This window comes from Vogesella sp. AC12 (assembly GCF_024437575.1).
GTDB lineage: Bacteria > Pseudomonadota > Gammaproteobacteria > Burkholderiales > Chromobacteriaceae > Vogesella > Vogesella indigofera.
Genome location: NZ_JANFNU010000004.1, coordinates 23219 through 47322, shown reverse-complemented (window position 1 = coordinate 47322; position 24104 = coordinate 23219). Strand labels below are relative to the sequence as shown.

At 66.1% G+C, this 24104-nt stretch carries 17 protein-coding genes; 9 read left to right on the top strand and 8 right to left on the bottom strand.

What is annotated here, in order from left to right; all coding sequences use genetic code 11:
- Positions 1 to 442 precede the first annotated feature (442 nt).
- On the bottom strand, positions 443 to 1354 hold the full coding sequence (locus NOM55_RS08335) for a LysR family transcriptional regulator (RefSeq protein ID WP_255908212.1): 912 nt from the start codon (positions 1352 to 1354) through the stop codon (positions 443 to 445).
- 102 nt (positions 1355 to 1456) lie between these two features.
- Between NOM55_RS08335 and NOM55_RS08330 the strand changes: the two genes are divergently transcribed.
- From NOM55_RS08330 to NOM55_RS08320, 3 genes are all read left to right on the top strand, one after another.
- Positions 1457 to 2212 carry a sulfite exporter TauE/SafE family protein gene (locus tag NOM55_RS08330; RefSeq protein WP_255908211.1) on the top strand — a complete coding sequence of 252 codons (756 nt, stop codon included), beginning with the start codon at positions 1457 to 1459 and terminating at the stop codon, positions 2210 to 2212.
- A gap of 128 nt (positions 2213 to 2340) precedes the next feature.
- Positions 2341 to 3111, top strand: coding sequence for a sulfite exporter TauE/SafE family protein (locus NOM55_RS08325; RefSeq protein WP_255908210.1), 771 nt, complete (start codon positions 2341 to 2343; stop codon positions 3109 to 3111).
- A gap of 185 nt (positions 3112 to 3296) precedes the next feature.
- Positions 3297 to 3998, top strand: a complete 702-nt coding sequence (locus tag NOM55_RS08320; protein ID WP_255908209.1) for an ABC transporter substrate-binding protein — start codon at positions 3297 to 3299, stop codon at positions 3996 to 3998.
- Positions 3999 to 4010: 12 nt separating this feature from the next.
- Here NOM55_RS08320 and NOM55_RS08315 read toward each other — a convergent pair whose 3' ends face one another.
- The 3 genes from NOM55_RS08315 to NOM55_RS08295 form a co-directional block, all read right to left on the bottom strand.
- Positions 4011 to 5273: an MFS transporter gene (locus tag NOM55_RS08315; protein ID WP_120811442.1), complete on the bottom strand. Its 1263-nt coding sequence runs from the start codon at positions 5271 to 5273 to the stop codon at positions 4011 to 4013.
- 299 nt (positions 5274 to 5572) lie between these two features.
- Positions 5573 to 10321 (bottom strand): Ig-like domain-containing protein, encoded by a 4749-nt coding sequence (locus NOM55_RS08300; RefSeq protein ID WP_305118882.1) that lies wholly within the window; start codon positions 10319 to 10321, stop codon positions 5573 to 5575.
- A 303-nt stretch (positions 10322 to 10624) separates the two neighbouring features.
- Complete coding sequence (locus tag NOM55_RS08295; protein WP_255908208.1) at positions 10625 to 11335, bottom strand: response regulator transcription factor; 711 nt, start codon at positions 11333 to 11335, stop codon at positions 10625 to 10627.
- 288 nt (positions 11336 to 11623) lie between these two features.
- Here NOM55_RS08295 and NOM55_RS08290 point away from each other — a divergent pair, with 288 nt between their 5' ends.
- Entirely contained in the window at positions 11624 to 11797 is a 174-nt protein-coding gene (locus NOM55_RS08290; protein WP_170152165.1) for a hypothetical protein, read from the top strand.
- A gap of 130 nt (positions 11798 to 11927) precedes the next feature.
- Entirely contained in the window at positions 11928 to 12119 is a 192-nt protein-coding gene (locus NOM55_RS08285; RefSeq protein WP_120811434.1) for a vir-repressed protein, read from the top strand.
- Positions 12120 to 12287: 168 nt separating this feature from the next.
- Here the strand turns inward: NOM55_RS08285 and NOM55_RS08280 are convergent, their stop codons facing one another.
- Together NOM55_RS08280 and NOM55_RS08275 are read right to left on the bottom strand one after the other, a co-directional pair.
- Positions 12288 to 15146, bottom strand: coding sequence for an adenosylcobalamin-dependent ribonucleoside-diphosphate reductase (locus tag NOM55_RS08280; protein WP_255908206.1), 2859 nt, complete (start codon positions 15144 to 15146; stop codon positions 12288 to 12290).
- 202 nt (positions 15147 to 15348) lie between these two features.
- A complete protein-coding gene (locus tag NOM55_RS08275; protein ID WP_255908205.1) occupies positions 15349 to 18645 on the bottom strand; it encodes a DUF748 domain-containing protein in 3297 nt (1098 codons plus the stop codon).
- 212 nt (positions 18646 to 18857) lie between these two features.
- On the opposite strand from NOM55_RS08275, the gene NOM55_RS08270 reads away from it, so the two are divergent.
- From NOM55_RS08270 to efp, 4 genes are all read left to right on the top strand, one after another.
- Positions 18858 to 19019 carry a hypothetical protein gene (locus NOM55_RS08270; RefSeq protein WP_156168059.1) on the top strand — a complete coding sequence of 54 codons (162 nt, stop codon included), beginning with the start codon at positions 18858 to 18860 and terminating at the stop codon, positions 19017 to 19019.
- Between the two features lie 18 nt (positions 19020 to 19037).
- A complete protein-coding gene (locus NOM55_RS08265) occupies positions 19038 to 20375 on the top strand; it encodes a glutamine synthetase family protein (RefSeq protein ID WP_255908204.1) in 1338 nt (445 codons plus the stop codon).
- Between the two features lie 107 nt (positions 20376 to 20482).
- On the top strand, positions 20483 to 21631 hold the full coding sequence (gene earP / locus NOM55_RS08260) for an elongation factor P maturation arginine rhamnosyltransferase EarP (RefSeq protein WP_255908203.1): 1149 nt from the start codon (positions 20483 to 20485) through the stop codon (positions 21629 to 21631).
- Positions 21632 to 21688: 57 nt separating this feature from the next.
- Entirely contained in the window at positions 21689 to 22252 is a 564-nt protein-coding gene (gene efp, locus NOM55_RS08255; protein ID WP_047968172.1) for an elongation factor P, read from the top strand.
- A 64-nt stretch (positions 22253 to 22316) separates the two neighbouring features.
- On the opposite strand, the gene NOM55_RS08250 is transcribed toward efp, so the two are convergent.
- Both NOM55_RS08250 and ppx read right to left on the bottom strand, forming a co-directional pair.
- The gene (locus NOM55_RS08250; RefSeq protein ID WP_120811427.1) at positions 22317 to 22508 is read right to left on the bottom strand and encodes a hypothetical protein; all 192 of its coding nucleotides are present in this window, start codon (positions 22506 to 22508) and stop codon (positions 22317 to 22319) included.
- Between the two features lie 72 nt (positions 22509 to 22580).
- Positions 22581 to 24065: an exopolyphosphatase gene (gene ppx, locus NOM55_RS08245; RefSeq protein ID WP_120811425.1), complete on the bottom strand. Its 1485-nt coding sequence runs from the start codon at positions 24063 to 24065 to the stop codon at positions 22581 to 22583.
- Positions 24066 to 24104 lie beyond the last annotated feature (39 nt).

Below are 24104 nucleotides of genomic sequence, written 5' to 3'. Positions count from 1 at the left end.
ACAAACACGATCCGGATAATCCGTACTCGTTGGGATGCAGCAATTGCTTCTTGATAGTTTCTCCTCTATTTCTCCTTTGTAGACTTGGCGCGGGCGTAAAACCCCGCGCAATTTTTTTGCCCGTTTTTCTCCCCCAGTAAAATCAAACACTTGTTCCGCTCGCCGCTCGCCTGCCGTCGTCGCTGTCGCACGCACACCGCTAACGCCAATGGCATGGCCGTGACGCGATCCCGCGCGTCATCAGCGTTCGGTTTGTCACCTTGCCGCAATCAAAAACGAACATCAAAAGTTCGGTTTCACTGAAAACTGAACAAAAAAAAAGCCGCGCCAGCTTGCGCGGCGCGGTCAAGTCAATGCGAAACAATCAGAGGAGAAAACGTCAGGACGACGCTTGCTACGGCTTGGTCACGCCCGGCGCTGAAAAGTTCAGGCGGATGCCGATTTATTTGCTGTCGCGCGTAACGGCGCCGGTCGCCGCCTCCGCAAAATGCTGGCACAGGAAATCGACAAACAGCCGCACCCGCGCCGATAGCGTCAGCGCCGGCGGGTACAGCGCGTAGATGTCCGCCGGCGTGCCCTGCCACTGCGGCAGCACCCGCTGCAGGCGACCGTCACCCAGCGCCGCGCCGACATCCCACTCCGAACGCAGCATCACGCCGTGGCCGGCCAGCCCCCAGCCGACCACGCTCTCGCCGTCGTTGGCGCTCAGCCGGCCGCTGACCCGCACCCGTTGCTGCTGGCCGTCGCACTGCAGCTGCCACTGGCCGTAGACGGCATCGTTCTCGCGCACGAACAGGCACTGCTGCCGGCTGAGGTCCTGCGGCTGGCGGATCGGCGCGGCATGCTGCAGATAGGCCGGCGCCGCGCACAGGATGCGGCGGTTGTGCACGATGCGCTGCGCGCACAGCCGCGCATCCGGCGGCGGGCCGAAGCGGATACTGACATCGAAACTGCCCTCCCCCGGCGCCGGCATGCGCTCGGTCAGGCTCAGCTGCACTGACAGCTGCGGATGACGCGCGGCGAACAGCGCGATCGCCGGCGCGATGTGGCGGCGGCCAAAGCCGAAGGTGGCGTTGACACGCAACAGCCCCTGCGGCTCGGCGTGGCTGCCGCGCAGCGAGCGCTCCAGCTCGCCGATGTCGTCCAGGATGCGCCGCGCCGCCTGCAGGTAGCGCTCGCCCTCCGGCGTCAGCAGCAGCGTGCGCGTGGTGCGGGCAAACAGCGCCACGCCCAGCCGCTGCTCCAGCGCCGCCAGCCGGCGGCTGATCGCCGGGGTGGTGACGCCCTGCTCCTGCGCGGTCGCGGTTAGGCTGCCGCAGCGGGCAATGCTGGCGACCAGGGTCAAATCGGCCATCGCGTCCATTGTTGCTTTCAGGTAAAGAATGGATTGATTCAATCTGAATTATAAACATGAACGGCGGCGCTAAACTGGCGTCATCGCGTGACGGAGCCAACCATGGACCTGCTTTTGCTGTTTGCCACCCTGCTGCTGGGTGCGCTGCTCGGCGCCGTCGGCGGCCTGTTCGGCATCGGCGGCGGCATCATTGCCATCCCGCTGCTGGTGCTGGCCTATCACCAGCCGCAGGCGCTGGCGCAGGGCACTGCGCTGGTGATGATCGTGCCCAATGTGCTGCTGGCGTTCTGGCGTTACCGCCAGCGCCATCCGTTCCCGCTGCGCACCGCGCTGGCGATGGGTGCCGGCGCCATGCTGGCAACCTATCCGGCGGCGCGGCTGGCGGTGGCGCTCGACCAGCAGCGGCTGCAGCAGGTGTTCGCCGCCTTCCTGCTGTGGCTGGCGTACTACTTCTGGCGCCAGGGCCGCCGCGCCCGGCCGCAGGCGGCGCAAGGTTGGCCGCAACGCTACCTGCCGGCGGTCGGCGTGCTCGGCGGTGCCTGCGGCGGCTTGTTCAGTGTCGGTTCCGGCATCATCGCCGCGCCGCTACTGGTGCGCGGTTTCGGCCTGCCGCAGGCGGTGGCGCAAGGCATGGCGCTGGCGCTGGTGGTGCCCAGCGCGCTGGTGGCGCTGCTGACCTATGCCGGCTCCGGCCAGGTGCAGTGGGCCACCGGCATCGCCCTCGCCGTTGGCGGCCTGTCGACCATCTCCTGGGGCGTGGCGCTGGCGCACCGCTTGCCGGAGGCGCGGCTGAAGCAGTGTTTCGCCGCGCTGCTGCTGCTGACCGCATTGTTGCTGTGGTGCAGCAGCGGGGGGTGAGCCGCCGTCCGCCTACCATGCACAGCTTATTCATTTACCGAATAACTAATCTCTTAAAACATCTAAGCGGTTATAAACCCTTCGGTTAGCATGGCTGCCTGATCACGATTTGGCAGAAAGCAGACGGCATGGATCCGGGTTACATCATTGCAGGCTTGGCAGTAGGCTTCATCGTCGGCCTGACCGGCGTCGGCGGCGGCTCGCTGATGACACCGATCCTGCTGTGGTTCGGCATCAATCCGGCCACCGCGGTCGGCACCGACCTGCTGTACGCCTGTATTACCAAGATGGGCGGCGTGTGGGTGCACCACAAGCACAAGCACATCGACTGGCACATCACCAAGCTGCTGGCGATCGGCAGCGTGCCGGCGTCGCTGCTGACCGTGATCGTGCTGCACTACCTGCAGCTGGACACCCAGGCCGCCAATAGCCTGATCAAGGTGATGCTCGGCTTTGCGCTGATCCTCACCGCGCTGGCGATCCTGTTCAAGCCGTGGATCCTGCGCCAGATTGCCCGCTTCATGCCGACACGGCCGGAAGGCTACATCCCGACCAAGGCCACCGTGTTTACCGGCGTGGTGCTGGGCGTGATCGTCACCCTCAGCTCCATCGGTGCCGGCGCGCTGGGCACGCTGGCCATTTTCGCGCTGTACCCGCTGCTGCCGACCGCGCGCCTGGTCGGCACCGAGATCGCCCACGCGGTGCCGCTGACCCTGGTCGCCGGCCTGGGCCACGCCAGCATGGGCAATATGGATTACGGCCTGCTGGCGCAGCTGCTGATCGGCTCGCTGCCCGGCATCTGGCTCGGCAGCCACCTGACCCGCCGCGTCGCCGAACGCTGGCTGCGTCCGGCACTGGCGCTGATGATGGCGCTGATCGGCGCCAAGCTGGTGCTGTAAGCGCTTCACCCCGCTCCCGCTTCATGACATTGCGGCCAACCTTGGGTTCAAGGTTGGCCGCAATGCCGTTGGTGCGGGCGGTGCGCATTGCCGGCTTGGGATATCGCCGTTATCTTCTTATCATCAAAGGATGCCGGCGATCACTTACGCGGCCGCCTCCGTCGCCATCAGCCAAGGATTCCGCGATGTCCGCCTCCCGTCTTGCCACCGCCGTATTGCTGTTGCTGTGCAGCCTGAGCCAGGCGCGCGAGGTGCTGCGCTTTGCCATCGACGCCCACAATCCGCCGTTCATGTATGTCGATAGTCAAGGCGTGGCGCAAGGGCTGTACGCGCAGACGCTGCGCCAGCTGGGCGAGCGCGCCGGACTGACCCTGCGCATCGAGGCGATACCGTGGAAACGGGCGCTGGCCTATCTGGAACAGGGCAGCCACGGCGTGGCCGGCATCTACCGCAACGAGGAGCGGCAACGCAAATACCTGTTTTCCAAACCGATCTACCGCGAGGAGCTGGTGGTGTATGCGCGCAAGGGCCACGCCATGGCAGCGTACAGCGGCATCGCCTCGCTGTACGGCAAGCGCGTCGGCGTGCTGTCCGGCTGGTTCTACAGCGACGCCTTCAGCCGTGCCCTCGACGAGCGGCGGCTGCTGGCCGACGAGGCGGCGCGCGACGCGCAGAATGTCGACAAGCTGCGGCTGGGACGGCTGGACTACCTGATCGGCATCCGCGAAAGCATCGCCGCGCTCAATCAGGGCGAGCTGGAAGAAGCCGGCATCCTCGCCAGCAACCTGACCTATATCGCGCTGCCCGACAGCCCGCGTTCACGGGCGCTGCTGCTGCAACTCAACCCCCACATTGCCGACTTGCCGGACAAGGCGCGCGCGCCGTAAACGCCCGCGTGCTCACCCCCCGGCGCCGGCCAGCTGCGGCATGCGCGCCGCCTGGCGGATCAGCCGGTTCAGGCGCACCACCGCCAGCACGCACATCACCGCACCCAGCGCCAGCGTCAGCCGCGTGTCCAGCAGCGTCAGCAGGCCGCCGATCACCGCGATCAGCACATTGCTGATGCAGAAGATGGTCGACAGCAGCCCCATCACGCTGCCCTGGCCGTGGTGCTCGAAACGCTCGGCGCACCAGCTGGGCAGCACCGCGTTGTAGATCGCCAGCGGCAGCCCCAGCAACACCACCAGCACCACGCCTGGGCCATCCGGCAACAGCGACAGCAGCAACAGCCCCAGCGCGAAGATCACCGCCGACTTGCGCGCCTGGCGCAGCGGATCATGGTGCAGGCCGCGCTTGCCGGACACGGTGCTGGCCAGCGACATCATCAGGCACAGCCCGGCGGTGACCCAGGCAATGCCGCTGCTGCCGAGGCCGGCGAACTCCACCAGCCACAGCGGATAGAACTCGTAAAAGGCGTTCACCCCCAGCGCGAACAGCAGCTGCATCCAGAACAGCCCGGCCAGCAGCGCATCCTGCTGCAACAGCCGGAACGCCTGCTGCTGCCGCACCGTCTGCCACAGCGACACCCCCTGCAGCCCGGCGGCGCGACCGGTTTCCGGCAGCACCCACAGCAGGATCGCCAGACACGGCAGCAGCGTCAGCGCGCCGATCAGGAACGGCACCGGTTCGCCCAGCGGCAGGGTGAAGCCGCCGATCATCGGCCCCACCAGCCAGCCCATGTACAGCACTGCGTTGAGGATGGCGAAGCTGCGAGTGCGATCCAGCTGCGGATGCAGGTCGGCGACGATGGCGCGCGCCACCGCGACATTGCCCTCGGTCAGGCCGGTCAGAAAGCGCGCGAACACGAATAGCGGATACCAGCGCAAATCCAGCGCCCACGCCGTCAGCAGGTAACCGAGCAAGGTCAGCGACAGCGTGCTGAGCAACACGCGGCGTCGGCCGAGACGATCGGACAGCGCGCCGATGAAGGTACTGCCGATCAGGATGCCCAGCGGGTTGGCGGCCAGCGCCATGCCCAGCAGCAGCTTGGGCGGCAGGCCGGCAAAGTGGTTGAAACCGTCGGCGGCGGCATCGACGAAGATCGGCGCCAGAATCGGGTACGGCATCGCCACCCCGGCGGTACTCATCAACGCCACCAGGCAGATGGCCAGCAAGATCAGGCGCGGATGCGCCACGCCGGAGGGCGTCACGGGAAGAGCCATGCTTGTTTATCCAGGAAACGGCCCTCCCGCCGCGGCAGCGCACCGCCGGCATCAGGCCAAACGCATAGCATATCGCCAGCGCGGCCATATCCAAACCGCTTTGTTGTGAGCGGGGGGGCGGTCGATTGCGGCCAAGCCTGTGCCGCTCCCATCCGGCGACGGTCATTACGCCAGGACAAAAAATGAACAAGGTTGGCCGCAGTGTTGCGGCCAACCTTGTTCTCCCCCTCGTGCCGGTCAGCACCCGGCGACAAAGCCCCCTCTCGCGCAGAGGGCCATGACCACAACCCTGCCCTCACTCAGACATCGACCACCAGCTTGTTGCTGCTCAGCAGATTACTGATGATGGCCTGATCGTCGGCGCCGGCCAGCTGGATACTCTCCAGCACGATCGACTGCGTCACCGCCGTGCCGGCCCCGGCGGAATGAACCGCGATGGTGGTATTGCCGCTGGCGTAACTGAAATCCAGATACCCATCCAGCGACAGTGCATTGGCATGCTCGCCCTGCAACAGGTCGCGCAGGTCCAGCTTGTCGGCGGTCCCGCCGGCGCCCCAATCCTTGACGGTGTCCGTGTAAGGCCCGCCGGCAATGTCGGCCAGCGACCAGACGAAGGTGTCGCTGCCCGTCCCGCCGGTCAGTCCATCGTTGCCGCTGCCACCGCGCAGCATGTCGCTGTCGCCATTGCCGAACAGCTGGTCGTTGCCGGCACCGCCAAACAGTTGGTCGGCTTTCTCGGCACCGGTGCCTGTATCGCCGGTCAGCGAGTCATCACCGCCATCGCCGAAGACCACATCCGCCTGCCCGCCTCCGATCAGGATCTCGCCCCCACTGCCACCATCCAGATAGTCAGTCTGATTGCCGCCAGTCAGCCCGGTCGTCACATTCTTGACCTCGACATACAGGGTAGTGGTCACCGGTGCGGCAATCCCGTCGCTGACCGCCACCTCCAGCGCATAGCCCCGGGCACCACCGCCCCCCGGAATCAGCGCCGCCGACTCGTAATCGAGCAGCGACAGATCCTTGACCGACACCGCCCCGCCCGCCGAAATCTGGAACCCACCGCCGGACGCATCCGACAGCAGGCTATAGGTCAAGGCATTGCCATCGGCATCGCTGGCCAGGACACTGCCCAGCAGGGCGGAAGCAAAACCGGTCGGACTCGTCGCCGCATTCAGCAAATGCTCAAACATGCTGACCAGCACGCCGCTGCTGAGGAATTGCGGTGCCGAGTTATCGGTCGCCCCCTGGATCGACACCGTGATGGTCTGCTGCGCCGTGCCATCGTACGACTTCACCAGCAACGTATCGTAGACCGTGGTGCCGCTATTCAGCGCCTGGGTGGCCGCCCTGTTGTTATCCAGCTGATAGCTCCACACCCCACTGCCGGTATCCAGCGAGAAGCTGCCGTATACCCCGTCCAGACTAGCAGGTTGCTGGAACACCGCTTCGCCGTCATCGACATCGCTGAGCAGCAGCACACCGCCGGTCGTCGGCACGCCGGCAGAGGAGGCGGTGGCCTCTTGCACACCACCACTGGCCGTCCCCGTGATGCTCGCCAGATCATTGGTGCCGGTGACGGTGACGTCCACCGTGCTGCTCGACTCGGCGCCGAACTGGTCGGTCATGGTGTAGCTGAGGGTGACGTGTACCACCGCGTCCTTGGCCAGATGGTCGAAGTCGGTCCCCGGGTTGAACACCACCTTGCCATCCACCACGCTGGCGCTGCCCATACCTACCGGCGCGCTGGCGCTGACCAGACTCAACACGTGGCCGTCGTCGACGTCGGTGTCGTTGGCCAGCACGTCGATGTTGAGCAGCTGGTTCTCGGTGCCGGCAGCGCTGTCGGCCACCGCCAGCGGCCCGTCATTGGTGCCGGTAACGGTGACGTCCACCGTGCTGCCCGACTCGGCGCCGAACTGGTCGGTCATGGTGTAGCTGAGGGTGACGTGCACCACCGCGTCCTTGGCCAGATGGTCGAAGTCGCTCCCCGGATCGAATTGCAGCTGGCCACCGACCACGCTGGCTGTGCCCATGCCGGCCGGCGCGCTGGCGCTGACCAGACTCAGCACGTGGCCGTCGTCGACGTCGGTGTCGTTGGCCAGCACGTCGATGTTGAGTAGCTGGTTTTCGGTGCCGGCGGCCGTATCAGCCACCGCCAGCGGCCCGTCATTGGTGCCGGTGACGGTGACGTCCACCGTGCTGCTCGACTCGGCGCCGAACTGGTCGGTCATGGTGTAGCTGAGGGTGACGTGCACCACCGCGTCCTTGGCCAGATGGTCGAAGTCGGTCCCCGGATCGAATTGCAGCTGGCCACCGACCACGCTGGCGCTGCCCATGCCGGCCGGCGTGCTGGCGTCAACCAGACTCAGCACGTGGCCGTCGTCGACGTCGGTGTCGTTGGCCAGCACGTCGATGTTGAGCAGCTGGTTCTCGGTGCCGGCGGCGCTGTCGGCCACCGCCAGCGGCGCGTCATTGGTGCCGGTGACGGTGACGTCCACCGTGCTGCTCGACTCGGCGCCGAACTGGTCGGTCATGGTGTAGCTGAGGGTGACGTGCACCACCGCGTCCTTGGCCAGATGGTCGAAGTCGCTCCCCGGATCGAATTGCAGCTGGCCACCGACCACGCTGGCTGTGCCCATGCCGGCCGGCGCGCTGGCGCTGACCAGACTCAGCACGTGGTCGTCATCGACGTCGGTGTCGTTGGCCAGCACGTCGATGTTGAGTAGCTGGTTCTCGGTGCCGGCAGCGCTGTCGGCCACCGCCACTGGCGCGTCATTGGTGCCGGTGACGGTGACATCCACCGTGCTGCTCGACTCGGCACCGAACTGGTCGGTCATGGTGTAGCTGAGGGTGACGTGCACCACCGCGTCCTTGGCCAGATGGTTGAAGTCGCTACCCGGGTTGAACACCACCTTGCCATCCACCACGCTGGCTGTGCCCATGCCGGCCGGTGCGCTGGCGTCAACCAGACTCAACACGTGGCCGTCGTCGACGTCGGTGTCGTTGGTCAGCACGTCGATGTTGAGCAGCTGGTTTTCGGTGCCGGCGGCGCTGTCGGCCACCGCCATCGGCCCGTCGTTGGTGCCGGTGACGGTGACGTCCACCGTGCTGCCCGACTCGGCGCCGAACTGGTCGGTCATGGTGTAGCTGAGGGTGACGTGCACCACCGCATCCTCGGCCAGATGGTCGAAGTCGGTCCCCGGATCGAATTGCAACTGGCCACCGACCACGCTGACTGAACCCATGCCTGATGGCGCGCTGGCGCTGACCAGACTCAACACGTGGCCGTCGTCGACGTCGGTGTCGTTGGCCAGCACGTCGATGTTGAGCAGCTGGTTTTCGGTGCCCGCGGCCGTATCAGCCACCGCCAGCGGCCCGTCGTTGGTGCCGGTAACGGTGACGTCCACCGTGCTGCCCGACTCGGCGCCGAATTGGTCGGTCATGGTGTAGCTGAGGGTGACGTGCACCACCGCGTCCTTGGCCAGATGGTCGAAGTCGGTCCCCGGATCGAATTGCAGTTGGCCACCGACCACGCTGGCGCTGCCCATGCCGGCCGGCGCGCTGGCGTCAACCAGACTCAGCACGTGGCCGTCGTCGACGTCGGTGTCGTTGGCCAGCACGTCGATGTTGAGCAGCTGGTTTTCGGTGCCGGCAGCGCTGTCGGCCACCGCCACTGGCCCGTCGTTGGTGCCGGTGACGGTGACGTCCACCGTGCTGCTCGACTCGGCGCCGAACTGGTCGGTCATGGTGTAGCTGAGGGTGACGTGTACCACCGCGTCCTTGGCCAGATGGTCGAAGTCGGTCCCCGGGTTGAACACCACCTTGCCATCCACCACGCTGACTGAGCCCATACCTACCGGCGCGCTGGCGCTGACCAGACTCAACACGTGGCCGTCGTCGACGTCGGTGTCGTTGGCCAGCACGTCGATGTTGAGCAGCTGGTTTTCGGTGCCGGCAGCGCTGTCGGCCACCGCCACTGGCCCGTCGTTGGTGCCGGTTACGGTGACGTCCACCGTGCTGCTCGACTCGGCACCGAACTGGTCGGTCATGGTGTAGCTGAGGGTGACGTGTACCACCGCGTCCTTGGCCAGGTGGTCGAAGTCGGTCCCCGGATCGAATTGCAGCTGGCCACCGACCACGCTGGCTGTGCCCATGCCAGCCGGTGCGCTGGCGCTGACCAGACTCAACACGTGGCCGTCGTCGACATCGGTGTCGTTGGCCAGCACGTCGATGTTGAGCAGCTGGTTCTCGGTGCCGGCAGCGCTGTCGGCGACCGCCAGCGGCGCGTCGTTGGTGCCGGTGATGGTAATGGTCGCGGTCTGCGCCACGCTGGCACCGTGCGCGTCCACCACGACATAGCTGACGGTGATGACTTCGCTGGCGCCGGCGGCCAGGTGATCAAACGCGCTACCGTCGGCATCGACCAGCAGTTTGTTGCCGGCCAGCGTCAAGCCGGCAGGCAGCGCGCTCGAACTCGGGCCGCCGTTGACGCTGAAGCTCAGCCCGCTGGCCTGCAGGGTGGCGGTTTCGCCAGTATCGATGTCGCTGGCGCCCTGCAGCAGGTCGACCTCGAAGTCGGCACCCCCTTCGTTGCCGCCAGCGGTGACGGCGGCGCTGACGCGCGGGCCGTCATTGCTGCCCATCACATCGACGGTGACGGTGGCGTAGCTGATGGTGCCGTTGCCCAGCTGGATGGCGTAGAGAAAGGAATCGTGCCGGGTTTCGCCGACGGCGAGGGAGTCTAGCCCGGTCGCGAACTTGAACTCGATCTTGCCGGCGTTGATGCGGATCTGGTTGCCGCCCAGCGTGGTTTCCCAGCCGGTGGTGACATTGCTCGTCAGCAGGTCGCTCAGCGCACCGCTGCCATCATCGATGGAGTACAGCTTCTTCGCATTGCCGCCCAGATCATTGCTCATCACGTTCAGGGTCAGCACATTGCTACTGCTGTCATAATTACTGGCCGCCAGCAGTTCATCCTCGGTATACCAGTAGGAATCGTCGCCGGCTTGCGGTGTCTTGGTGTAGGAAACGCTGCTGATGGCCATGATGTTCTCCCTGAATGATCTGCGCTGGCCGGATGACGAGCGTGCCGCTTGCGCATGCGGGCAAGAACGGCGGAATCGGTGACATGAGCGGTGAGGGCTAGCTTGCGGCCAACCTTGCCCGGCACGGGCGGGATGCGTGTGGCGCATCAGGCTGGCGGCATGGCGCTGACGCCCCGACACCGGTCATGACATAGGAAGTGTAGTAAGCGGAACTTTTTAATCTACGGGAGAAACATCCCGTTATTGGCAGGAGCAAGCTCCGGCATGGCCCAGAGACAGCTCCCGTAACCTTGCCATACCGGCTCAGGCGGGCAGCAGCAGGCCGTGCTGCAACACGTAGCCGAGCAGGCCGTGGCGATTGCTCACCCCGAACTTCTTGTAAATCACGGTCAGATGGTTACGTAGCGTGCTCTCGCTGATGTGCAGCTTGCCGGCGATCAGCTTGGCCGGCTCGCCGCTGTTGGCCATCAGGATGGCGACGATCTTCTGTTCCTGCTCGCTCAGTGGCGGGGGCATCGCGGGGGCGCCATCCGGCGCTGGCATGGCACCGTGGCGCGACAGCGCATCGAAGATGCGCCCGGTGGCGTCGCGATCCAGCCACAGCTGGCCGTGATGGACCTTCTCGATGGCGGTGAGCAGCTGCGCCGCGTCGGTATCCCGCGTCAGCAGGCCGCGGGCGCCGAGCATGATGGCGCGGTCCTGCCGCGCCCGTTCCTGCTGCCGTGTCAGCAACAACACCTTGTCGCCGCGCGTGGCCAGTGCCCGGATCAGCGCCAGGCTAGTCTCGGCGTCGCCATCCAGGTCCAGCAGCACGATATCAGCCTCGGCGGCCGTCAGTGCTTCCAACGGCGATGGTGTCACCGCAGCGCTGCCGGCCAGCGCCAGCCGCGGCGTCTGGGTGGCCAGCAGCGCCGTCAGCCCCGCCAGCAGCAACGGGAAATCGCTGATCACGAACACCCGCAGCGGGCACGCGGTATCGTCGGCCGTCAGGCCGTGTTGCGTCTGCATCGCCATGGTCGCCCCCTTCGCTGTCACGCCGCATGGCGTGCCTGTTTCAGCTTATGCCAAAACGGCAGCGCCTCCACCACAAAGCGTTAGCGGGCGCCCCGCACGCCATGGCAACGCCAAGCCGTGCCGCCGCAAGCGACCGCAGTGTCACACAAGCTGTACACAATTAATATTTGTTAGCAAATGCCGGCTATCTGGCGGCAATGGCTTCGATTATGCTGAAACAAGATTGACTGCCGATGCTACCGGAACGCTTTGCGACGGTGCCGCGACAGCTCTCCTGGAGGAGACATCATGAAACTGCTGATGCTCATACTGCTGGCCAGCGTGCTGAGCGGCTGTGTTGTACGGCCGCTGTACCCCTACCGCCACGATGATTACTACGGCCATGACCGCTACTATCGCGGTGACGACTGGCGTGGCGGCGACTGGCGCGACGGTGATCGCCGCGGTAGCCGGCGTCGCTAAACCAGTGCGCCATGCCCGTCATGGCGCGCAACACTCAGGACAGCAGGGCCGGCAGATGCCGGCCCTGTCCGCAAGCAATTCCCGGTGTCGCCACGCACGGCGGCCCGCCACTGACATAGCGAGAACCAATATGAAAACCATCCTGTTTGCCCTGATCGCCGCCAGCAGCCTGTCGGCCTGTGTGGTACAGCCCGCGCGCGTCAAGCTGCGCTCCCCCATCGTGCTGGAGCCGGCGGTGGTGGTCGAGCCGGTCTACGATGATCACTACCATCGCGGTGGCGGCTTCTGCCCGCCGGGGCAGGCGAAGAAAGGCCGCTGCTAAAGCTTGGCCGCAACGCCAGCATCATGGCACCGGTAACGAGCGGCGCCGCAGCCCTGAGCCGCGCCGCAAGCCACAAAACAACACCGCCCCCGACATCGTCGGGGGCGGTGTTGTGTTAACTAGCGGCCATAGGCCCTAGGGGCGGCGTGTTGGCCGCGGCCGGCACGCTCAGCCGCAGGCGCCGACATGACCGCAGGCGGTGCAGAATTCGCAGCCGTCCTTCTTGATCAGCGCGCGGTTGCCGCACTCCGGGCAGGCCTTGCCGGCCATCGGTGCCGCGGCCACGCTGACCACCGCGCTTTCGAACAGGTCGCCCTGCTCCGGCACCATCACCCCCATGTCCTCCACCGGCACGCCGTCCTCGCTGAGGATGCCCAGCATCGCGTAGCGATGGATGATCAGCCGCGCCAGATAGGCCTCGGTCGACGGCCAGCTCTGCGACTTGTCGCTGGCCGGCACACGGGCAAAGAAATCGGCCTGCGGCTCGGCGTAGCTCAGCAGCTTGCGCAGCTTCATGCCGATCCACGCCGGATCGATCACCCGCATGTCGAGACTCAGCATCTTGCACAGCCCGTCCAGTTCGCGCGGATAGTGGCCGGCCAGCCACATCGAGTACGGCCGGCGCTGGCCGGTGGGCAACACCAGCTCCTTCACGAACAGCACGAAATCGTCGCCGGTCTGCGGGTTGCTGACATCCACCGACCAGCTGATGGTGCCGTCGGTGCCGGATTTCGGCTCCTTGCGTGCGAACAGCGCGTCCATCACCGGGGTGGCGGCGCCGGCGGCCAGCGTCAGCGCGCCCAGCTGTTCGATGCGGTGGCGCACCACGCGTGCCAGCGCGGCGGCGGCAGCGCTGCTCTGCACCGGCGCATCGCCCAGTTCGGCGCGGTAGTGGCGGTCGCCACGGGTGGCGGCCAGCGCGTCCAGCTTGGCGCCCAACCAGGCACGATCACGGCAGCGCATGTCCATCGACAGCGTCTTGGCGATGGCGCCGAGGCCGCGCGGCACGTCGCCGTTGACCCAGCACTCGAACGGCAGTGGTGCCTCGCCGTCGATATGGCCGACCATCACCGCGAAATCGCCCTCCTCGCCCTCCACCATGAAAGTCCACGACGGGTTGCCGTGCTTCAGCCGCGGCCGGTTCGGCCATTTCAGGCTGGCCAGCGCCGGGCTGGGCGCGGTGTTGAGGGTGATGCGACGGTCAGGGTCGTTCTGGTTGCCCAGATCCTGCGGCAGCTGCTGACTGGCGGCAGCCGGTGTCGGCTCGATCGACAGCACCGAACCGAGCACGCTGTTGGGGCGGTAGGTGGTGATGCCCTTCAGCCCGGCGCGCCACGCTTCCAGATACAGCGTCTCGAAGTCGGCGAACGGGTAGTCGGCCGGCACGTTGACGGTCTTGGAGATGGCGGTGTCGATGTACGGCGCCACTGCCGCCACCATGCGCATGTGATCAAGCGCGCTCATCTGCAGCGCGCTGACGAAATACTCCGGTAGCGCGTTGGTGTCGCCGCCCTGCATGCGGTACACGCGGTAGGCGTGATCTTCCACCAGGTATTCCTGCTGCGTGCCGTCGGCCATGCGCTTCTTGCGGGTGTAGTACCAGGAAAACGGCGGCTCGATGCCGTTGGAGGCATTGTCGGCAAACGCCAGCGAGATGGTACCGGTCGGCGCGATGGACAGCAGGTGCGAGTTGCGGATGCCGTGCTTCTTGATGCGCGCCTTGAGCTTGTCCGGCAGGCGGCTGGCGCAGTGCGGCGCCGCCAGGTACTTGTCGGCATCGAACAGCGGGAAGGCGCCCTTCTCGATGGCCAGATCCACCGAGGCGTCGTAGGCGGCATCGCGCATGTGTTCGGAAATGCTGGCGGCCAACCTGCGGCCTTCCTCGCTGTCGTAGCGCACCTTGAGCATGATCAGCGCGTCGCCCAACCCGGTGAAGCCCAGCCCGACGCGGCGCTTGTTCTGCGCCTCACGCTGCTGCTCCACCAGCGGCCACACGGTGAGGTCGAGCACGTTGTCCAGCATGCGGATCGAGGTGCGCACCACCTTCTCGAAGGCCTTGAAATCGAAGGCTGGCGCGTCGCCGAACGGCTGGCGCACGAACTTGCACAGGTTGATGGAGCCCAGGTCGCAGCAGCCGTAGTCCGGCAGCGGCTGTTCACCGCACGGGTTGGTGGACTCGATCACCTCGCAGTAGGACAGGTTGTTGTCGGCGTTGATCTTGGACATGAACAGCACGCCCGGCTCGGCGTGGTCGTAGGTCGAGGCCATGATCTGCTGCCACAGCTCGCGGGCGCGCACGCTGCGGTACACCCACAGCCCGTCCTCGCGCTGGAAGCTGTCGGGGAAGGCATCCGATGCCGGCGCCACCGCGTGGGTCAGTTGCCAGTCGCCGTCGGCCTCCACCGCCTGCATGAAGGCATCGGACACCCCCACCGACATGTTGAAGTTGGCGAGGTCACCGCCGTCCTTGGCGTGGATGAAGGCCTCGATATCCGGGTGGCTAACATCCAGCACCCCCATCTGCGCACCGCGGCGCGCACCGGCGGATTCCACCGTTTCGCAGCTGCGGTCGAACACGCGCATGTACGACACCGGGCCGGAGGCGCGGCTGTTGGTGCCCTTCACCCGCGCACCCTTGGGGCGGATACGGCTGAAGTTGTAGCCGACCCCGCCGCCACGACGCATGGTTTCCGCCGACTGCAGCAGCGCCTCGTAGATGCCGACCTTGCCGTGCTCGCTGACAGACACCGCATCGCCGACCGGCTGCACGAAGCAGTTGATCAGCGTGGCCTTGAGATCGGTGCCAGCGGCGGAATTGATGCGGCCGCCGGGGATGAAACCGTTGTCCAGCGCCTCGAAAAACAGCGGGGCGAAGCGTTGCGGATCCTGCTCCTGCTCGGCCAGTGCCTGCGCCACGCGCTGGCGCACTTCGCTGACCGACTGTTCGCCGTTCTTCGCGTATTTTTCCAGCAATACCTCGCGTGAAATATCCTGCTCCGCAAACGCTACGCTATTGTCCCGGTTCATGCCGCCCCCGCTAGATGTGGTGTCTTGAAAGTTTAAGTCTACTAGATACAGCACTCCACGCCCTTGATTTTCATTAAAGCGGCACCACTGAGCAGCCTGCGGCCAACCCTGTGCGGCAGGCATACAACAGCCGCAACACAGCGCAACAAACGCTTGCGGCCAACCTTGTGACAAGGTTGGCCGCAAGCGGAAAAGCAGGCGCTTATTTCAGTTTCAGCAGCAGCGGCACGCCGTCCTTGTCGGCCTTGACCTTGTCGGCGTCCAGCACGCTGATGCGCTCGGCCAGCTCCGGTTTCGCCGCCAGCAGCAGCTGCCGTGCCGCCTCGCCACGGGCGCGGGCCAGCGCCTGCAGCGCGCTGTCGTCGATCTTCTGCGCCGCCAGCAGTTCAGCACGCATCGACTGCGCGCGCTCGGCGGTGTCCTTCTCGCTGGCCACGCGCTTGAGCCAGGCAAAACGGCCAAACTGCACCGCGTAGCCATCGCCCACCGCCTTGCGGATCGCCGGATCGCCCATGTCCGGCAGCGGCAGCGGTTCGTCGGCCTGCAGCTGGTAGGCGGCACGCTTGAGGATGTCGCTGTCGACGCGGTAGCGCGCGAGCTCCTTGCTGTCCTGCTCGGCGTCATAACCACCGCCGATGGCCAGCGCCAGCTTCGGCCGCTTAGCCAGCAGCTCGGCCAGCTTCAGCAGCTTCTCGCGCTCCGGCGGCGGGATGCGGTCGTCGCCAGCATCGGCGTAGATGTCGTCGAAGCCCTCGCCGCCAAACAGCGCGCGGAACGGCGCGGTGACGATCTTGACCACGATGTTGCGGAACGCCTGCCACACCAGGTGGCCGTAGGAGAAGTCCGGCGCATCGAGGCTGCCGGCCACCGGCAGCGACAGGTCGATGCGGCCGTCGCTGTCCTCCAGCAGCGCCACCGCCAGGCGCAGCGGCAGGCGGGTACCGTCGTAGTCGCTCACCTCCTCACCCAGCTGGATGTGGTCGATCACCATGCGGTTTTCGCCCTGTAGCTGGCGGTTTTTCAGCACGTAGCGCAGCTCGGTGCTCAGGCTGCCATCGGTGATCTTCCAGCCGGCAAAGGTCATCGAGTACGGATTGAGGCTGCCCAGCGGGATGTTGCGGAAGTTCAGCACCATGTCGAGATCGTTGGTCACCGCCAGCGGCGACAGCGCACCGCGGATGCGCACGTCGCCGAACTGGTCGACGCGACCGTCCAGCGTTACCGTACCGCGCCGCCCCGGGCGGCTGGACAGGCCGAGCACGGTGCCGGACAGCGAGTGGATGCGGGTGGCAAAGCTGGGGTTGAGGCCGAGGTCGGCAAAGTCCATGCGCGCATTGCGCACGCGGACGGCACGCACCTCGACCAGCGGCAGCTTGTCGCCGCTATCGCCCTTGGCGGCGGGCGCCGCCTTGGCCGCCGGCTGCGGCTTCATCAGGTGCGCAAAATTGGGCACCCGCTTTTCATCGAGGATCAGCCGCAGCTGCGGCGACACCAGCCGCACGTCGCCGAGGCTGATCCTGTCCGGCTGCGCCTTGATGCCGCTGACGGCCAGCTGCTGCCAGCCCAGCAGCATCTCGCGCCGGCCCGGTTCGTACAGCGCCAGCTTGTCCAGCGCCGCCTTGCCGTCGGCCTGCCAGCGACTGCCCTGCAGTGCAAAGCCGAGATCGGCCGACAGCTCGCCACCGCCAAAACGCAGCACGGTATTGTCCAGCGCATACGGCGCCACGTCACGCAGCGGCAGGCGGCTGGCGCGCAGCTTGCCCTTGATGTCCTGCAGGTTGGCCGCAAGCGTGCCATCCAGCTGCAGCCAGCCCTGCCCCAGCGCCGCCGCCAGCTGTACGGCAAAGCCCTGCTGCGGATCGCCGCTGACGCTGGCGCTGACATCCTGCAAGGCCACGCTCACCGGCTGGCCGGTGCCGGCATCGCGCCAGCTGAGCGCGGACTGCGCCAGCGTCAGCTGCGGATAGCGGATCTGCCACGGCTGGCCGGCACTGGCGGCGGCCGGCGTCGGGGCGGTGGTGGTGGTGACCGGCAGCGGGCGCAGCGCCTCGCCGATGTCCAGCTGCCCGGCCTTGTTGCGGGCGATGGCCAGCTGCAGCCCGGCGACGCTGATGTCACCCGGCGTCAGCTGCCGCTTGCCCAGATCCAGCTGGCTGCTGGCCAGCTGCAGCCGCGCCAGGCTGGCGAACGCCGGCTTGCCCTGGCTGGCGGCGCTCAGTTGCGACAGCGCCAGCGTGGCGTTGCCGACCTTGACGCTGCCATCCGCCGCCACCGCCAGCGCCGCCTGCAGGCTGTCCAGCCGCACACTGGCGGCCAGCGGCGCGACAAAGCCGCGGTGCTCGGCGCGCAGCTGCCAGTTGTCGACGCGGATGGCCGGCAGGCTCACCGTCCAGCCTCCCGCCGGCTTGGTGGTAGCTACCGCCGCTTTGACCGGCGCGGCGGTTTTCACGCTGGCAGCCGGTGCGGGAGGCAAGGCCGCCAGCCAGTCCGGCTGCCCCAGACGGTCGAGCACGGTATCCAGCTCGCCGCCGGCAAGACTGAGCCTGCCCACGGTCAGCCGGCGGCTGGCGAGGTCGAATTCGCCGCCGCTGAGCGCCAGCTGGCCGAGCTTGAAGCTGCTGCCGCTGCCCGGCGCAGTCACCGCCAGCGCCGCAAGGTTGGCCGCAACGCCCTTGGCCGACAGCCGCACCGTCTTGCCGGCCAGATCGAAGTGGTACGGCAGGCTGACGCTCAGCTTGCCCTGCGGCGGCGCCAGCTTGAGATGCGGCTGCACGTACGGCCACACGCTGGCAAGGGTAAAGCCGGACGCCTTCAGCACCCCGTCCGACTGCAAGGGCTGCAACAGCAGGCTGCCCTGCCAGTCCAGTTTGGTGCCGTCGCCCAGCTCGGCGGCGAGGCGGTAGCGGCCGTGATTGTTGGGCAGCGTGGACAGGTTTTTCAGCTGGAAGTCCAGCGGCAGCACCTGGCGCTGCACGTCGCCGCCCAGCTGGTCGTGCAGCAGCAGCTGGCCCTTGTTCAGCGCCAGCTGGGTCAGCAGCAGCTTGGGCGGCTCGCCGTCGTCCTCGTCCGGTTCGGTGTCCGGGCCGGCGGCGTCGCGCAGCAGGCGCGTCCAGTTCCACTCGCCCTGCGCATTGCGCGCCGCCCACAGTCGCGGCGTGTCCAGGGTCAGCTCCGCCAGCTCGAAGCGGCCGATCAGCAGCGGCAGCGCCTCGGCATCGACATGCAGCCGCGCGGCGCTGAACAGCGGCGTGCCGTCGCGCTCGTTCAGGCGCACATCGTGCACGGTCAGCCGCCACGCCCACGGCGCGAACTCCACCTCGCCCAGCGTCAACTTGCGGCCAAGCTTTTGCGCCCAGTTGCCGGCGGCGTAATCCACCGCCTTGGGCACCCCGGCCCACAGCCCGCCCAGCAGCACGGCCACGGTGGCGGCGCTCCACAACAGACGACGGGGCCAGCGCGCGGGCGTGGCGGCAGCTTGGGCAGCGGTTTCACTCATCATTAAACAGTCCGGCAAAAATAGGCAGTGCCCGCCCGCAGCTAGTGCGGCCGCGGCTGTGGGCTTTATTCCACAACCGGTCGCCGGCAAGGCGGACGAAGGTTGCAGTCGCGCCGCGCCGCTCATAGCATGGCGAAGCGTGACCATAATTTTAAACACCGCAGTCCAGGCTGCGGCTTTCATCAAGCATTCTATACCCTGAAGAGGAACGCATTTTGATTGATCTCGCCTGGCCGTGCCATGCACGCCAGCCGCTGCTGCGGCAACCCTGCGACCTGCGCCTCGATGCCGCGCAGGCTTTCCTGACGCTGGCGCGCCGCCGTGACGCGCTGCTCAACCACGAACGCCGCAGCACCAGCTCCGGCGCCCACACCTGATCGCCATAGGACTACCCAATGAACGACGCGCAGAAAATCCAGCAATGGCTGGACGAAAACCGGATTACCGAAGTTGAATGCCTGATCCCGGACATGACCGGGCTGGCGCGCGGCAAGATCGTGCCGCGACACAAGTACAACCCCGCCGAGGGCCTGCGCCTGCCGGAAGCCGTGCTGTCGATGACCGTCACCGGCGACTTTCCCGAGCAGGATTTCACCTCCGTCGCCGACCCCGACATGCGCCTGATCCCGGACGCCAGCACCGTGCGACCGGTGCCGTGGGCCAAGGAACCGACCGCGCAGATCATCCACGACTGCGTCAATTTCGACGGCACGGATGCCGACCTCGCGCCGCGCAACGTGCTCAAGCGCATCCTCAAGCTGTACCAGCAGGACGGCCTGTCCGCCATCGTCGCGCCGGAAATGGAGTTCTACCTGGTACAGGTCGAGCCCGACGAAGACATCCCGCTGAAACCGCCGGTTGGTCGCACCAAGCGCACCGAGGCCGGGATGCAGAGCTTTTCCATCGACGCGGTCAACGAATACGACAACATCTTCGACGAGATCTACGACTGGTGCGAGGCGCAGGGTCTGGCGCTGGACACGCTGATCCACGAGATGGGCACCGCGCAGATGGAGATCAACCTCGATCACGGCGATCCGCTGCAGCTGGCCGACCAGGTGTTCCTGTTCAAGCGCACCGTGCGCGAGGTGGCGATCCGCAACAATATGTACGCCACCTTCATGGCCAAGCCGATGCAGGGCCAGCCCGGCAGCGCGATGCACATCCACCAGAGCGTGGTCGATGCCGACGGCAACAACCTCTTCAGCAACGCCGACGGCAGCCCGTCCGACGCCTTCCTGCACTTCATCGGCGGGCTGCAGACCTACCTGCCGGCGGCGATGCCGTTCTTCGCGCCGTACGTGAACAGCTACCGTCGCCTGTCGCGCTTCACCTCGGCGCCGATCAACCTCAGCTGGGGCTATGACAACCGCACCTGCGGCCTGCGCGTGCCGCACTCCGGCCCCGAGGCGCGGCGGGTGGAAAACCGCCTTGCCGGCGTGGACGTCAACCCGTATCTGGCGATCGCCGCCAGCCTCGCCTGCGGCTACCTCGGCATGCAACAGCGCATCCAGCCGAGCGCACCGCTGACCGGCAGCGCCTACGAGCAGCCACACCAGCTGCCGCGCCACCTCGACGACGCCATCGACATGTTGCTCAAGTGCCAGCCGCTGGCGGAGCTGTTCGGCGACCACTTCATCCAGACCTACAGCGCGATCAAGGAAGCCGAGTATCGCGAGTACTTCGACGTGATCAGCCCGTGGGAGCGGCGCTTCCTGCTGTTGCACGTGTAAGCGGCAGCGCCACCGCTTGCGGCCAACCTTGTGCGCAAGGTTGGCCGCAACACTTTGTCGCCGGCGCCGGCTGCGCTATGCTGCGCAGCCATTGTAAGGAGAGCAGCATGGCGCAACGCTGGGACATTTTCTGCACCGTGATCGACAACTACGGCGACATCGGCGTCACCTGGCGCCTGGCGCGGCAGCTGGCGCACGAGTACGGCTTCGTGGTGCGCCTGTGGGTGGACGATCTGGCCAGCTTTGCCCGCATCGCCCCCGGCCTGCAGCCGGCGCTGGCGCAGCAGCAGCTGGACGGCGTCGACATCCGCCACTGGCCGGCGCAGGACTTCCCTGCCGCCGACGCGGCCGACGTGGTGATCGAGGCCTTCGGCTGCCCGCTGCCGGAGCGCTATCTGGCCGCCATGGTCGGCCGGGTGGGCAAGCCGGTATGGATCAATCTGGAATACCTGTCGGCGGAAGACTGGGTCGCCGGCTGCCACGGCCTGGCCTCGCCGCATCCGCAGCTGCCGCTGACCAAGCACTTCTATTTTCCTGGCTTTGGCGACGATACCGGCGGCCTGCTCTGTGAACAGGCACTGCCGGCACAACGCGATGCGTGGCAGGCCGACACGGCGCTGCAGGATGCCTACTGGCAACAGCTGGGCGTACCGCCGCGCCGCGCCGGCGAGCTGCGCGTCAGCCTGTTCTGCTACGAGTCCGCCGCCGCGCGGCAGTGGCTGGCCAGTTGCGCCGCCGGTAGCCAGCCGCTGCGGCTGCTGGTGCCGCAGGGCAAGGTGTTGCCGGATGTCGCCGCCGCGCTGGGCCTCGCGCAGCTGCCGCAGGCCGGCGACGTGCTGCAACGCGGCGCACTGACGCTGCACGTGCTGCCACTGACCGATCAGCACGGCTACGACCGGCTGTTGTGGTCGTGCGATATCAACATCGTGCGCGGCGAGGACAGCTTCGTGCGCGCGCAGTGGGCGGCGCGGCCATTCCTGTGGCACATCTACCGCCAGGACGAAGACGCGCACCTGGTCAAGCTGGAGGCTTTTTTACAACGCTACAGCGCCGCACTGTCGCCGGCGGCTCGGCAGCAGATCCACGCGCTGTGGCAAGGCTGGAACCGCGAGCAGGACATCGGCCAGGTCTGGCAGGCGCTGCCGGCGGTACTGGCGGAATGGCAACGCCACGCCCGCAGCTGGCCACAAATGCAACTGCGTCACGGCGACCTCGCCACACGACTGGTGCAGTTCACCGAAAAGCAGCTACAATAACCGGTTTCCAAGGGAATCGTTTTCCGATTCCGATTCAAGACTTTAGGACTTAAACGCATGAAAACCGCTCAGGAACTCCGCGCAGGTAACGTATTCATGGTCGGCGGCGAGCCGATGGTTGTACAAAAAGCTGAATTCAGCAAATCCGGCCGTAACGCTTCGGTCGTGAAAATGAAGATGAAAAACCTGCTGACGGGTGCGGGTTCCGAAGCGGTATACCGTGCCGACGACAAGTTCGACGTGGTGGTACTGGATCGCAAGGACTGCCAGTACTCCTACTTTGCCGACCCGATGTACGTGTTCATGGACGCCGAGTTCAACCAGTACGAAGTCGAAGCCGACAACCTGGGCGACACCCTGAACTACATCGTTGACGGCATGGAAGATGAATGCCAGGTGACCTTCTACGACGGCAAGGCCATCTCCGTAGAACTGCCGACCACCGTGGTTCGCGAAGTGGAATACACCGAGCCAGCCGTCCGTGGCGACACTTCCGGCAAGGTACTGAAGCCGGCACGCCTGGTAGGCACCACTTTCGAAGTGCAGGTTCCGGCTTTCGTCAACACCGGCGAAAAGATCGAAATCGATACCCGCACCAACGAATTCAAGAAGCGCGCCTGATTTCCCGGCCCGCAGCAAGCAAAAGACCACCGCACGCGGTGGTCTTTTCTTTTGCCGGCAACACTCAGAACTGCAGCTGCTTGCAGCGCGGACAGCGCATCATCATGCCGGCGATGGTGCGCACCTCGGTCAGGCCGCGCCCGGAACAGCGCGAACAGACCCGGTCGCGGCCGGGGGTATCGATCAGCTCCGGCTGACGGATGCCCCAGCTTTTCGGGGTAATCAGGCGGCGACTGGTGGTGGTTTTGCTGGCCATGGCATTCCAATCCGCATAGATCAAAATAAAAACTTATCGCAAAGCCATGGCATTTTCAACAACTTCCAGCAATCAGGCCGGGCGCAACTCCAGCAACATGCCAACGCGGCGCCACTGGCCGACTTCCTGGCCGAAGGCGCTGGTGGTCAGCGGGTTGGCTTCCAGCCAATCGCCATCGATGGTGATGGCGTAGCCGTTCATGGTCTGCTGCACGTTCTGCACCGCCCGGCCATCGACATCGTTGCGGCTGCGACAGAACAGTGCGGCCAACCTCAGCGCCAGTACCGCGTGCCACAGTTCCGGATCGGCGATCTCGCGCGTCATCTTGCCCATGTCGCCACGGTGGCCGAGCACGATGGTGGCCAGCTCGCTCTGCTCGCGCCGCGAGAAACCCGGCATGTCGGCGTTCTGCAGGATGTAGGCGGAATGCTTGTGGTAGGCGGTGTGCGCGATCGACAGGCCGATCTCGTGCACCTTGGCCGCCCAGTTCAGGCATTTCAGCAGTGGGCCGTCCGGCGCCACCATACCGTAAAACTGCTCGGCCAGGCGCAGCACCCGCTCCGCCTGTGCGGTATCGACGTGATAACGGCGCTTGAACTGGGCAATGGTGGCATCGCGCATGTCCTTCTCCTGCTGTCGCCCCAGCAGGTCATAGAGCACGCCGTCGCGCAGTGCGCCATCGGTGACGATCATGCGCTCGATCTGCAAGGTCTGGAACACCGCGATCATCACCGCGAGGCCGCCACAGATCACCGGCGCCCGGTCCGGCTTGAGGCCGTTCAGGTCGATGGTCTTGAACGAGCCAAAGCGCAGCAACTCCTCGCGCAGGCGCAACATGCCGCCGAGGGTGATCTCGCCGCTGGTCCAGTCGTTGATCTCCAGGATGTCGCGCAGCGAACGCGCGGTGCCGGAGGTGCCGACCGCCAGCTGCCATTCGCTTTGCGGATAGGCGTGGGTGATGCGCTGGATCTCGCTGGCAGCGGCCAGCTCGGCGTCGCGGAACGCGGCCTTGCTGATCTTGCCGCCGGGAAAATAGCGCAGGCTGTAGGTAACGCAGCCCAGCGGCAAGCTCTCGGTGACGTGCGCCTTGTACTGGCTGCCGATGATGAACTCGGTGGAGCCGCCACCGATGTCGACCACCAGCCGGCGCTCCTTGGTGGCCGGCAGGCTGTGCGCGGCGCCAAGGTAGATCAGGCGCGCTTCTTCGCGCCCGGCAATGATCTCGATCGGGAAGCCCAGCAGCCGTTCGGCCTCGCTGATGAAGGCCGGGGCATTCTTCGCCACGCGCAGGGTGTTGGTGCCGACGATGCGCACCTGGCGCGGCTCGAAGCCGCGCAGCCGCTCGCCAAAGCGCGCCATGCAGGCCAGCGCGCGATCGATGGTGTCCTGTTGCAGCAGCTTGTCTTCGGTGAGGCCACCGCCCAGACGGACGGTTTCCTTCAATACATCCAGGGGATACAGCTGGTCGTCCACCACGCGCGACACTTGCAGCCGGAAACTGTTCGAACCGAGGTCGACGGTGGCCAATACATCATAGGGGGGCGTAGTACTGTTCAAGAATCACCCCTTCTTGGAAACGGGTTGGGAAATGAAAAA